Origin of the sequence: Nonomuraea sp. NPDC050153, assembly GCF_044460125.1 — a bacterium.
Lineage (GTDB): Bacteria > Actinomycetota > Actinomycetes > Streptosporangiales > Streptosporangiaceae > Nonomuraea.
Genome location: NZ_JBITJQ010000003.1, coordinates 291,849 through 301,678 on the forward strand (window position 1 = coordinate 291,849; position 9,830 = coordinate 301,678).

Consider the following 9,830-nt stretch of genomic DNA (forward strand, 5'->3'; position numbering starts at 1 on the left):
ATGGCTGAACCGTACGACGACGACGCCGAAATGCACGCCGAGTGGCTCGAGCAGGCGCGAGCTTTCCGCGTGGCGGAGTGGCGCAAGCGCATCCCGCTGTCGATGCGGGCCAAGGGCGAGTTGCACGTTGAGGTGGCCGCGTGGGTGGCGGGCCTGGTGCATGACCGGTCCGCAGCGAACTTGCTGCTGGTCGGTCCGGTCGGGACGGGAAAGACCTGGTCGTGTTGGCACGCCGCCACGGTCGCGCTCGAGGCCGGCTGGCCCGGGGCTCCGGACTTCTACGGGGCGTACGAGTGGCGGCAGCTCACCACCCCGCCTGTCAACGAGCCGGACCTGCGTGACGCCGCCCGGTCGGACCTGCTCATCCTCGACGACCCGGGCGCGATGCGGCTGGGCGCATGGGAGCTCGAACACCTGTACGGCGTGATCGACTACCGGTGGAACCACAGGCTCCCCACCGTGATCACGTCGAACGTGCCCGACCTGCGCGGCATGCTTGGCGAGCGCATCGCCTCCCGACTGGCCGCGAACGTCGCGGTTGTTGTCCTGGACGGCCCGGACCGCCGCCGGGAGGGCGAGTGAGCGTCGAGACCTTCGTCGATGGGTGGACGCCGAGCCCCGCGGTCACCGCCGCCGAGCAGGCTCTGGTTGGTGCGGTGATTCAGAACCGCGAGAACGTTGAGGCCGCCGCCGACATCGTCCGCCCCCAGGACTTCCACAGTCCGCGGCACAGCGTGGTCTTCGCTGCCGCCGTGGAGCTCGCCGAGCACGGCAAGCCCGTGGATCCTGCGGCCGTCCTGAATGCCATCGCGGCTTCGGGGGACTTGGCCAGGATCGGCTCCAACGCTGGGCCTGCTGTGGCCGAGCTGATCGAACACGCCTGTGTGGGCCCTGCTGTGCCGTACCACGCTCGCCTGGTGAAGGCCGACTCCAACCGGCGTGCGCTGCTTGAGGCCGGCCAGCGGATCCAGCAGCTCGCCTCAAGACCTGGGTACGACGATGAGACTGACCCGGACATCGCGCGCAAGATCCTTGAGGACTCCCTGTCCGCGGCGACCGATCGCCCGCTGCTGACTGCCGCTGAACTGGTCGGTCCCGTTATGGACGACCTGGCAGACAAGAGCGCCGAGCAGACCGGCATTAAGACCGGCTATGCGGACCTCGACGACATCCTGCCGGGCATGCGGCCAGGCCAGCTCATCGTGGTGGGTGCGAGGCCCGGAATCGGCAAGACGACGATCGGACTCGACATCGCCCGCCACGTCGCCGTGCGACTCGGAGAACACGCGCTGTTCGTCAGCCTCGAAATGTCCCACACCGAGGTCATGCACCGGCTCATCGCCGCCGAGTCCCGCGTCGACCTTCACCGCATGCAGACCCGCGACCTGTCCGAGGACGACTACGTTCGCATGGCCAAGGGCGTGCCCCGCATCGCGGAAGGGCACTTGGCGATCGACGACACACCCGCCCTGGGCCTGTCGCACATCCGCGCCCGACTCCGCGGCATGGCGCGCACCGCCCCCGCCCGACTGGTGGTCGTCGACTACTTGCAGCTCATGGCCACCGGGAAGGCCGAGAACCGGCAGCAGCAGGTGGCTGACCTGTCCCGGGGGCTGAAGCTGATCGCTCGAGAATTCGAGGTGCCAGTGATGGTCCTCGCACAGCTCAACCGCGGCTCCGAGCACCGGCAGGACAAGCGCCCGCAGATGTCGGACCTGCGCGAGTCCGGCGCCGTGGAGCAGGACGCGGACGTCGTCCTGCTGCTGCACCGGGAGGCCGCGGCCAACCCAGAGTCCAAGCACGCCGGCACGGTCGAGGTCATCGTCGCCAAGCAGCGCCAGGGCCGTACGGGCTCGGTGACGCTCGGCTGGCAGGGCCACTACGGGCGTTGCGTCAACCACGTCCAGCCGTGGAGCCCCACCACCGCGCTGGAGGGCCGATGACCATCAAGGCGATCGACACCACGTACAAGGGCTGCCGGTTCAGGTCCCGCCTCGAGGCCAGATGGGCAGTCTTCTTCGACACGCTCGGCATCCGCTGGCAGTACGAGCCACAGGGCTACCTGGTCGGCGAGAAGCGGCGCCCGTACTTGCCGGACTTCTACCTGACCGAGCTGCGTTGGTGGGTGGAGGTCAAAGGCCCGCTCGAGCGGCTGGACGTCCCGCTGCTGCTCGACGCCGTCGACCCGGTGTACGGGTTAGGCCGCGAGGACCCGTTCTGCATGACGAACATGCTCGTGCTGGGCGACATACCCACGGGCGAGGTGCCGTCCGGGCATCTGTCGATCCGCCGCTCCCGCGCCATCGGAACCCCACTCCGCGGCCAGAACGCCATCGTCGGCGCCGGATGCGGCGGCCACTGCACCTTCACCGGACCGCTGTTCGGCTACCACTTCTTCGCCCCCGCGTGCGGCATCCTCCCTGACGTCGATGACGACGGCTTCCGCCACATGCTGTGCAAGGCCGGCGCCCTCCTGGTCCCAGCCTGCCGGTCGTCGACCGCGCAGCCCGCGGGCGACATCACCGAGCCGATCCCGCTGGCCGGCGCACCGTATGCCGAGTACCTCGAGCACGCCTATGTGGCTGCCCGTTCCGCCCGTTTCGAGCACGGGGAGCGCGGGTGACTCGTCTCTCCGTCCCCGACCCGGGGGAAGAGCCGGCCCCCGGACCTATCCCGAACACGACCACAGAGGAGACCCGCAATGACTGAAACCACGACGACCGAGACCCGCGTCGACTGCGCCAACCCGGGGCACTTCCGCCCGACGCCCGCCGTGGCGCGCATCTCGTGGCCGGACAACCGGTTCAACACCACCACGGCATGCGTGGGGGACCTTCAGACCAACGTGCGCACGTCGATCGACGAGGGCCGCGCGGTGCTGGTTGAGCCGCTCCGCGAGCACGACGCCGACCCGTACCGCACGTACGACGTGACGCGGCAGATCAAGGAGATCTCGAACCTGCACCGTCGCGCCTACTCGGAGCCGGTGAAGGCGATCCTGCTGGAGGCTCCCGATCACCCGGCCTTCGACGAGCTGCCGGAAACGCTGGAGGAGCGGCAGAAGCTTCCCGCCCGGTTCCACACCCCGCACTGGATGGGCGACTGCACCCCGACCGTGTGGGTGTGCAACGTCTGCTGGGACGAGGGCGCCGCCACCCTGTGGCCGTGCGCTACCGCTGCGAAGAACGGCGGCGAGGTGTTCGCGCGATGAGCGACACGAAGACGCTCGTGACGCCGCTAGAGGCATCGATCGCGTTCCTGCGGGAGCGGATCGACCAGGCCCGGGACGAGATGGCGACGAACCCGTACTGGGAGGGCGGCACTTTCCAGCAGGGCATCGACAACGCGTGCGGAGGAGCGGCCGGACAGTTGGCGGCCGTGTTCTCGCCCGAGTTGGCGGATCTGGTCGTGGATCTGCTGGAGGAGTTGCAGCGGCAGCAGGACATGCCGCCCTGCTCGGACCCGACCGGGGTGTGCAACTCGTGTGAGTGGCGTCCCGACTTCGTGATCGCGGACGCTCTGGCGGCGGTCGTGAACGGGTCCGCGTCGTGAGCCGCCTGTCCGAGTCCGCCGCCTGGCGTAAGAGCACCTTCTGCAACGGAGCCTCCGCCTGTGTGGAGGTGGCCCCACTCGCTGACGGCATGGTCGGGGTGCGCGACTCGAAGCTCGGCGATGCCTCACCGGTCCTCGTCGCCACGGCGGCCGAGTGGGAGATGTTCCTCGCTGCCGCGAAGGCCGACACGGGTTGCTGTGTCCTGACGGACCGGATCCGGTTGGACCACTGCGGGGACGGCTGCTGGCTGCTGAGCACTGCGGACGCGTGGCCGACCGCGTTGGAGTTCGACGACGGGGAGGTTCGAGCGTTCCTCGCGGGGGTCCGTGAGGGGCGGTTCGACTACCCGGCACCGCGAGAGGCGGGGGACGGGTCGGGCGTGGATGGCGACAGCCGGGGCCCTGTGGGGCCGTACGCGGCTCAAGAGTCGTCTCCGGTCTCCCAGTAAGACCCCGACCCCAAAAGGGGGCTCTCCGTGGATTCTGGGGCTCCGAGCTGTCCCAAGATCCAAACACCAGTGCCCATTTCGATCATGAAATGACTTATCAAGATCGCAATTCGAGGGGAAGTCCGAACGATGCGAGACATCCAAGAGCCGCCCGTGAAGGTCTGGCTGGTCTGGTCGAACGAGCACGGCGCCTGGTGGAAGCCGAACAGGCGGGGCTACACGGCCGACGTGTGGGAGGCGGGCCGCTACGCCGAGGCGGAGGCTGCCGAGGTGTGCCGAAAGGCGGCGTACGGATGGCGCGGCGGCTCACCCCCGCCCGAGGTGATGGTCTCCGCCCCGGAGAATGACCAGGCCACATTCACTCCGGACGACCTGCGGCACATGCCCGAGCGGATGTGGTCGCGGGCAGAGGAAGCCACCAAGGAAGCAATCGCCAAGCGCCGGGCTGCCGAGCAGGACGGCGAGGTGGCCGCCCGATGACCCGCCCAGCGATCGAGAAGACCGTCCGGGACTTCCCGTTCTTGGACTACGGCATCGGCGTGGTGGACCCGTCCGCCGACCTGCCCGCCGAGTGGGTGTCCGAACTCGCCAAAGCCATCGGCGACGCCCTCACCGCGGAGCAACTCCAAGGTGTCCCGACGGCCGCCTCAACCCTGTTCGCCTTGGTCCGGGACGTGGACGTGTCCGGCGTCTCCGGGACCGGCGTCGTCGCTGACGGCGTGATCTGGCCGGACGGCTCGGTGTCCGTGCGGTGGCGGGGCGAGCATCCGTCGATCGTGTTCTGGCGGTCGGTCGAGTCCGTGAAGGTGATCCACGGGCACAACGGGGCCACCAGGATCGTGCTGACCTCCTCCGCACGGGAGCGGCTCGGCCGGATCGCCGAAGCTCACAGCAAGGACACAGGACCGCACGGGACGACGTCCGGGCAGTGTAGCGAGTGCGGATGGGCTCACCCCTGCCCGACGTTCGTGTGGGCGACGACCGAACGGGATGGCAGCGCTACATGGGATCCACGCGACGACGAGCCTGAGGGGGAGTCCCGGTGAACGGCTACTCGCCGGCGGGCTGCTTGCGGGGGCCGCGAGAGAGCGGCTCCACGCCCCTGGCTCTCAACTCCTTGCGGATGGTGACAGCGGTCGAGAAGGAGCGCGGGGCGATGGAGTCTGCGGTGTCCAACTCGGCCTTCACCTGCTCGGCGCACAGGTCGAAGAACTCCTTCTTGGCCTTGTCGGCTGCGGCTTGCAGCTTCAGGTAGCGCTTGCTGGCTGCGGCGATCGGGTCGGTAGGGCTCATGCGAAAGATAGTACCGAAAGCGGCTTGCGAAACCTAGCGTCGTAGTCCATAGTCGTAAGTAGATTGCGAAACCAAAGATCGAAACATGGCTGCGAAACTCCCCAACGTAGGAGACGTGATGACGCTCATGGTCACCAGTACCAAGCCCGCCTACTCCGCTCTCATCTACTCGTTCTTCGGCGTCGAGCTGGCCCACCCCGGCCTGCTCAACCTCGACTGGGACGAGGACCGCACCGACGTCCACGGAGTCACTGCCGCCACCTACACCAACGTCCACCCCGTGACCAGCGAGATGCTCCCCAGCCCTGTGACCGGCCTGTCCTGCAACTGCGGCGTGACCACCGGCCTACACGACACCGTTGAGGAGGCGTTCGCCGAACTGGTCGAGCACGTCCCCTCCACGGTCGTCGCTACGGTCCCCGCCCAGCGCGGCATGTCCGGCTACCGGGTGCACGCCCTGCGCGAGGGAGCCCCGCTCCCCGGCGGGCACCGGATCACCCACGTCGAGGACTACGGCTCCGACACCCACCTGAACATCGTTAGCAGCGACGGACGCGAGCGCTGCATCCACCGCCACACCCAGATCCGCGTGCTGGACTCCGGCGTCGTGCAGGTCGTCACCCCCGACTACGCCGGATGGGCCGCCGACTAGGACTGACGCTGCGCCCGGCCGCCCGACACGATTCGGGCGGCTCGCGGAACGCCAGTCCACCCGACGAGGAGGCTCCCTTGGACGACGACTACCCGGACTACCACTCCGGCTGTGAGGACTGCTTCTGCTGCCCCAGCGGCTGCGCCTCAGGTAACTGCCCGACCGACAGCGTGGGCCGTTCGACCTGCCCTTGCACGTGCGACTGACCTCAGGGCCCCGGGAGACCGGGGCCACCCCCTCTCCCTGAACCCCGATCTTGATAGCCCCTCCCCGACGTAGGAGACCCGACGCTCATGGCCACCGATTCCGAAGCCGCCGCTGAAGCCCGAGCGATCCTCCGCGAGGACGCGCCGCGATCTGCGCCCGAGCAGGCCGCTATTGACGCCCTGGACCAGTACCGGTGGGTAATGGTGCACGCCTACGACTACAGCCTGGGCGTGATCCGGCTGCTGTCCAACGCCGGGCTCCTGCGCGACCTCGCCCATGAGAAGCAGGAAGAGGCGAACCTCATCTCCAACGCCCGGCTGATCGAGCGCGACCGCAAGAGGGACGCCCGCCGCATCACTGCCCTGGACACGGCGATCCAGCAGGCGTGCGACCGGCTCTCCACTGGCGACGATCCGGGCGAGGTGGCCGCGTGGCTGAAGGACGTCCGCGCTCGCCTCACCTGACCGCCCCCGGGAGATCTCCCCTCCCGGGGCTCCACTCTCAAGCCCCTCGACGTAGGAGACCGACATGAGCCTCATGGGCAATCACGGATACGACGAGACCGCCGACCTGGGCGAAATCCAGGGAGCGCAAGACGACGCCGAGTACTTCGCACGCACCGTGGACGAGGCCCGGTCGCTCACGCCCGACGAGCGGGCGGAGCGTCTGCTGGAGTCGGCGCGACAGGATCGCGCCCACGAGCGTGCCCTGGCCGACCGGTTCGGCTGGCGCTGACCACCCTCAACCCCCTCGACGACCAGGAGCCCAGCGTGGACGCACCGACCTACTACCGGCACCGCAACGAGGACACCTTCCTGCCTGAGATCGTGGTCCGCTCCTGGGTGCCTGGCGAGGGCGATCGGTGGGGGTTCACTGTGACCGACGTTGACGCCGCGTTCGAGTCGTGGGTCACCGTGCATGTCCACACCGGTCAGGCTGCCGCCTACACCGCGTTCCAGGCGTTCTTCGAGGCGTTCGCCGAGCGGCGGCCCGGCACGCTGGAGGCGGTCGCCGCCCTCCTGGACGAGCTGGGTGTGGTCGACGACACCGCCGGCCACGAGCGTCGCCGAGCGCTGGCCAACACCGCGTGGCGGGCTGAGGACGACTCGTGGCCGTACCTCTGACCTTTGGGCCTCGGCACTTCCCTGCTGAGCCATCCACCTACCCCTGAACGGAGAACCGACATGAGCGAGCAGGACCTCCCCACGTTCGAGCAGATGCGCCGCAACGCCCACCGTCTCCTGGGTGACGCCCAGGACGAGCTCCGCTCCGACTGGGCTTCCGGCACCGGACCTACCGACGCGCAGGCAGACGCTGCCGCTGAGGCACGCAAGTACATCGCCAAGGCGAAGGCTGCACTGGACCGCGCTGCCCGCTGACCGCGCACACCCGCTTCCCCGCCCCTACCTGACAGGAGACCGACCGATGAGCGACGAGCACCAGGGCTGCCGAGTGTGCGAGCGCACCGATGTGGGCCTGAAGAAGGACGGGACGCTGCGCCAGCATGTCCACGCCGCCTACAAGGGAAGTGGCTTCCTGCGCCCAGGCGGCAGTCGCTGCGATGGCGTAGGCCACCCGCCGAAGGGCGTTCTGGGCCACTACGCCCGGCGAGTGATCGCCAACCTGCTCCCGTTCTTCTCCGACCTCAAGGAGCCGTACGTGGCCGAGGTCATCGGCGAGGCGGTCCAGAAGCACCACACCAGCCCCAATGAAGCCTTCGAAGCGATCCTCGACACGTCGGCGAACTGGCGACTGAAGTCTGACGGACGCGACACCGGGCGAGTGAAGTTGGCCTGTTACCGGTTCAACGAGTCCGACGCTGACCGAACCCTGACAGAGAAGATCAACGCCGCGCTTGCAGAGATCCGCTACCGCTGACCGTCCGCCCTGCCTCCCGGTACGGCCGGGACAGGGCGCTACCAAGACCAAAGATCATCAACGACAAGAGGAGACCCAATGCCCCGCATCCTCTGGAGGAACGCCCCATACAGCAGCGTGAACGGCTACGTGGGCGGCATGTGCCTGTTCACCATCGATTGGAAGATCCGCCGCGAAGACCCCAATCACACGCTCAGGACGAAGCTTCCCGGCCTCGACACGCAGGCGTTGCAGGACGACGACGCCAACGTCCTGAAGCGCCGCGCCGAGCAGGTGCTTGAGGAGTTCGTTCACAAGCTTGGGGCGGTCTTCCCGGACTCCTCTACCGAGGAGGACTGACCCATGGCCATCGAGATCGACGACGACGCGGGCCGCATGTCCTCTGACGAGTGCGACACGGTAGCGGTTCGCCGGCCTGACGGCGGGTGGACGATAACCGGTCGGCGGGGCGTGTACTCCCGAAACCAGGCGATCACCGCGATGGTGCTCGCCGAACGCCGGGCTGCGGGAGCGACCGACGAGGACGTGTTCGTGCAGGGCTGGGAAGCCGAACTCGTGATGCCCTCGCACGGCTTTGAGACGCGACCGGAGGAGTCCAAGTGACAGCACCACAGCCGACCGACTGGCCGTACGACGCTGACCAGCATGACCCGCTGACGAAGCTCCGCATCCCGGTGACGTCCGCCTACCCTCACTGGCGGTACACGGCGTGCTTCGACCGCGAATCCGAGGACCGGCCCACCGACACCGAAGCCCGGATGCTGGCATCGTTCATCGAGGAGTACCGCGAACACTGGTTCAACAAGACCTACAAGGCGAAACTGTCGGAGCGCCCCTTCGATACCGACGCCGTGACGTGGGTCTTCCACAAGTGGGCGGGTGACGACTGGTCGTACCGGGTCGTCACCTGGGAGCGCGGACCGTTCTGGGTGCCGGTGGCCCCGCGCTTGCGTGGCGGCCAGTACGGATACCCGAAGGTGCCGGGTCCGATGACGCTGGTGCAGGTGATGGATCGCATCCACACGATCGTGGACGAGCCGATGAAGCACTGGACGGAGTGGAAAGCCGCCCACCCTGAGATCTTCGGCGAGGTGGCCGATGCCTGAGGGTGCAGACTTCCTGCGTGTCCCGCTGGCCGACGGGGGCGAGCGGGTCCGACTGGACAGGCTGACCGACGGCCGTGTCGCCTGCTGTGTGTGCTTCAAGTTCTGCCGCCACCACGAGCTGGAGCCGGTGGCCGGCGAGCCCGGCAAGGTGTGGGACGTGTGCCGCGAGTGCGCCCATGGCGGGGGTGTGGTCCATGCCTGACATCCCTCAGGAAGCTCTACAAGCCGCCACCGTGTGGCTCAAGGGCCAGTACGAGCGGACGTTCACAGGCGGTTGCCCACCTCTGGCCGACTTCGAGGACGACGCCCGCGATTTCCTGGAGGCCGCCGCTTCCATCCTCGCCGCCCACGCCCGCCATCAGGCCCTCCAGGACGCTGCCGCAGGCCGTGTGACCCTGGAGGAGTGGGCGACCGTTCAAGGCGTCACCGTCCCGCAGCGGATCGAAGACCTCCAGAGCAAAGAGTCGTTCACGCCCGAGGAGGTGGAGGCGTTCTTCGCGGTGCTCGACGAGCCGTCGTGCTGCGACCAGGTACGGCGAGAGACCGCCCAACAGATCGCCCGCGAGATCCTCCGCCAGAAACCATCCGGCAACACATCCCTGACCTGGGAGAGCGGGTTACGTCGAGGAGCGCGTATCGCCCGCCAGATAGGAGAAGCGCGTGACTCCCGTTGAGGTGATTCACACCGTCCTG

The 9,830-nt window shown here is 68.1% G+C and carries 20 protein-coding genes; 19 read left to right on the top strand and 1 reads right to left on the bottom strand.

The genetic code is table 11. The features are described from left to right. The 8 genes from ACIBQ1_RS09630 (at position 1) to ACIBQ1_RS09665 (ending at position 5,047) form a co-directional block, all read left to right on the top strand. Positions 1–582 (top strand): ATP-binding protein, encoded by a 582-nt coding sequence (locus tag ACIBQ1_RS09630; RefSeq protein ID WP_397275981.1) that lies wholly within the window; start codon positions 1–3, stop codon positions 580–582. Then, positions 579–1,943 (top strand): replicative DNA helicase, encoded by a 1,365-nt coding sequence (locus ACIBQ1_RS09635; protein ID WP_397275983.1) that lies wholly within the window; start codon positions 579–581, stop codon positions 1,941–1,943. The genes ACIBQ1_RS09630 and ACIBQ1_RS09635 overlap by 4 nt, the downstream gene beginning before the upstream one ends. Next, entirely contained in the window at positions 1,940–2,623 is a 684-nt protein-coding gene (locus tag ACIBQ1_RS09640) for a hypothetical protein (protein ID WP_397275985.1), read from the top strand. Before ACIBQ1_RS09635 ends, ACIBQ1_RS09640 begins: the two co-directional genes overlap by 4 nt. Positions 2,624–2,701: 78 nt before the next feature. Then, positions 2,702–3,211, top strand: a complete 510-nt coding sequence (locus tag ACIBQ1_RS09645; protein WP_397275986.1) for a hypothetical protein — start codon at positions 2,702–2,704, stop codon at positions 3,209–3,211. Then, the gene (locus tag ACIBQ1_RS09650; protein ID WP_397275988.1) at positions 3,208–3,552 is read left to right on the top strand and encodes a hypothetical protein; all 345 of its coding nucleotides are present in this window, start codon (positions 3,208–3,210) and stop codon (positions 3,550–3,552) included. Before ACIBQ1_RS09645 ends, ACIBQ1_RS09650 begins: the two co-directional genes overlap by 4 nt. Then, complete coding sequence (locus ACIBQ1_RS09655; RefSeq protein ID WP_397275990.1) at positions 3,549–4,001, top strand: DUF397 domain-containing protein; 453 nt, start codon at positions 3,549–3,551, stop codon at positions 3,999–4,001. Before ACIBQ1_RS09650 ends, ACIBQ1_RS09655 begins: the two co-directional genes overlap by 4 nt. A gap of 129 nt (positions 4,002–4,130) precedes the next feature. Further along, entirely contained in the window at positions 4,131–4,481 is a 351-nt protein-coding gene (locus ACIBQ1_RS09660; protein ID WP_397275991.1) for a hypothetical protein, read from the top strand. Beyond that, on the top strand, positions 4,478–5,047 hold the full coding sequence (locus ACIBQ1_RS09665) for a hypothetical protein (protein WP_397275993.1): 570 nt from the start codon (positions 4,478–4,480) through the stop codon (positions 5,045–5,047). Before ACIBQ1_RS09660 ends, ACIBQ1_RS09665 begins: the two co-directional genes overlap by 4 nt. A 4-nt stretch (positions 5,048–5,051) precedes the next feature. On the opposite strand, the gene ACIBQ1_RS09670 is transcribed toward ACIBQ1_RS09665, so the two are convergent. Further along, a complete protein-coding gene (locus ACIBQ1_RS09670; RefSeq protein WP_397275995.1) occupies positions 5,052–5,294 on the bottom strand; it encodes a hypothetical protein in 243 nt (80 codons plus the stop codon). A 118-nt stretch (positions 5,295–5,412) separates the two neighbouring features. Between ACIBQ1_RS09670 and ACIBQ1_RS09675 the strand changes: the two genes are divergently transcribed. The 11 genes from ACIBQ1_RS09675 to ACIBQ1_RS09725 all read left to right on the top strand — a co-directional run bounded on the left by ACIBQ1_RS09675 (position 5,413) and on the right by ACIBQ1_RS09725 (position 9,811). Beyond that, positions 5,413–5,946 carry a hypothetical protein gene (locus tag ACIBQ1_RS09675; protein WP_397275997.1) on the top strand — a complete coding sequence of 178 codons (534 nt, stop codon included), beginning with the start codon at positions 5,413–5,415 and terminating at the stop codon, positions 5,944–5,946. Positions 5,947–6,239: 293 nt separating this feature from the next. Continuing rightward, positions 6,240–6,617 carry a hypothetical protein gene (locus ACIBQ1_RS09680; protein WP_397275998.1) on the top strand — a complete coding sequence of 126 codons (378 nt, stop codon included), beginning with the start codon at positions 6,240–6,242 and terminating at the stop codon, positions 6,615–6,617. Between the two features lie 64 nt (positions 6,618–6,681). Then, positions 6,682–6,888 carry a hypothetical protein gene (locus tag ACIBQ1_RS09685; RefSeq protein ID WP_397275999.1) on the top strand — a complete coding sequence of 69 codons (207 nt, stop codon included), beginning with the start codon at positions 6,682–6,684 and terminating at the stop codon, positions 6,886–6,888. A 35-nt stretch (positions 6,889–6,923) separates the two neighbouring features. Beyond that, positions 6,924–7,277, top strand: a complete 354-nt coding sequence (locus ACIBQ1_RS09690) for a hypothetical protein (RefSeq protein ID WP_397276001.1) — start codon at positions 6,924–6,926, stop codon at positions 7,275–7,277. Positions 7,278–7,337: 60 nt separating this feature from the next. Further along, positions 7,338–7,532, top strand: coding sequence for a hypothetical protein (locus ACIBQ1_RS09695; RefSeq protein ID WP_397276002.1), 195 nt, complete (start codon positions 7,338–7,340; stop codon positions 7,530–7,532). Positions 7,533–7,578: 46 nt separating this feature from the next. Continuing rightward, entirely contained in the window at positions 7,579–8,031 is a 453-nt protein-coding gene (locus tag ACIBQ1_RS09700; RefSeq protein WP_397276003.1) for a hypothetical protein, read from the top strand. A 78-nt stretch (positions 8,032–8,109) separates the two neighbouring features. Continuing rightward, entirely contained in the window at positions 8,110–8,370 is a 261-nt protein-coding gene (locus tag ACIBQ1_RS09705; protein ID WP_397276004.1) for a hypothetical protein, read from the top strand. Between the two features lie 3 nt (positions 8,371–8,373). Further along, positions 8,374–8,634: a hypothetical protein gene (locus ACIBQ1_RS09710; RefSeq protein ID WP_397276006.1), complete on the top strand. Its 261-nt coding sequence runs from the start codon at positions 8,374–8,376 to the stop codon at positions 8,632–8,634. Continuing rightward, positions 8,631–9,137 (top strand): hypothetical protein, encoded by a 507-nt coding sequence (locus ACIBQ1_RS09715; protein ID WP_397276007.1) that lies wholly within the window; start codon positions 8,631–8,633, stop codon positions 9,135–9,137. The genes ACIBQ1_RS09710 and ACIBQ1_RS09715 overlap by 4 nt, the downstream gene beginning before the upstream one ends. Further along, positions 9,130–9,339 (top strand): hypothetical protein, encoded by a 210-nt coding sequence (locus ACIBQ1_RS09720; protein ID WP_397276009.1) that lies wholly within the window; start codon positions 9,130–9,132, stop codon positions 9,337–9,339. Before ACIBQ1_RS09715 ends, ACIBQ1_RS09720 begins: the two co-directional genes overlap by 8 nt. Beyond that, complete coding sequence (locus tag ACIBQ1_RS09725; protein ID WP_397276011.1) at positions 9,332–9,811, top strand: hypothetical protein; 480 nt, start codon at positions 9,332–9,334, stop codon at positions 9,809–9,811. Before ACIBQ1_RS09720 ends, ACIBQ1_RS09725 begins: the two co-directional genes overlap by 8 nt. The last annotated feature ends 19 nt before the right edge of the window (positions 9,812–9,830 follow it).

Bases quoted from the DNA above. Each gene is read 5' to 3' on its own strand.
- ACIBQ1_RS09685 (WP_397275999.1), top strand. From the start codon at position 6,682: ATGAGCCTCATGGGCAATCACGGATACGACGAGACCGCCGACCTGGGC.
- ACIBQ1_RS09680 (WP_397275998.1), top strand. From the start codon at position 6,240: ATGGCCACCGATTCCGAAGCCGCCGCTGAAGCCCGAGCGATCCTCCGC.
- ACIBQ1_RS09630 (WP_397275981.1), top strand. From the start codon at position 1: ATGGCTGAACCGTACGACGACGACGCCGAAATGCACGCCGAGTGGCTC.
- ACIBQ1_RS09645 (WP_397275986.1), top strand. From the start codon at position 2,702: ATGACTGAAACCACGACGACCGAGACCCGCGTCGACTGCGCCAACCCG.
- ACIBQ1_RS09725 (WP_397276011.1), top strand. From the start codon at position 9,332: ATGCCTGACATCCCTCAGGAAGCTCTACAAGCCGCCACCGTGTGGCTC.
- ACIBQ1_RS09640 (WP_397275985.1), top strand. From the start codon at position 1,940: ATGACCATCAAGGCGATCGACACCACGTACAAGGGCTGCCGGTTCAGG.
- ACIBQ1_RS09700 (WP_397276003.1), top strand. From the start codon at position 7,579: ATGAGCGACGAGCACCAGGGCTGCCGAGTGTGCGAGCGCACCGATGTG.
- ACIBQ1_RS09695 (WP_397276002.1), top strand. From the start codon at position 7,338: ATGAGCGAGCAGGACCTCCCCACGTTCGAGCAGATGCGCCGCAACGCC.
- ACIBQ1_RS09660 (WP_397275991.1), top strand. From the start codon at position 4,131: ATGCGAGACATCCAAGAGCCGCCCGTGAAGGTCTGGCTGGTCTGGTCG.
- ACIBQ1_RS09670 (WP_397275995.1), bottom strand. From the start codon at position 5,294: ATGAGCCCTACCGACCCGATCGCCGCAGCCAGCAAGCGCTACCTGAAG.
- ACIBQ1_RS09720 (WP_397276009.1), top strand. From the start codon at position 9,130: ATGCCTGAGGGTGCAGACTTCCTGCGTGTCCCGCTGGCCGACGGGGGC.
- ACIBQ1_RS09665 (WP_397275993.1), top strand. From the start codon at position 4,478: ATGACCCGCCCAGCGATCGAGAAGACCGTCCGGGACTTCCCGTTCTTG.
- ACIBQ1_RS09675 (WP_397275997.1), top strand. From the start codon at position 5,413: ATGACGCTCATGGTCACCAGTACCAAGCCCGCCTACTCCGCTCTCATC.
- ACIBQ1_RS09650 (WP_397275988.1), top strand. From the start codon at position 3,208: ATGAGCGACACGAAGACGCTCGTGACGCCGCTAGAGGCATCGATCGCG.
- ACIBQ1_RS09705 (WP_397276004.1), top strand. From the start codon at position 8,110: ATGCCCCGCATCCTCTGGAGGAACGCCCCATACAGCAGCGTGAACGGC.
- ACIBQ1_RS09710 (WP_397276006.1), top strand. From the start codon at position 8,374: ATGGCCATCGAGATCGACGACGACGCGGGCCGCATGTCCTCTGACGAG.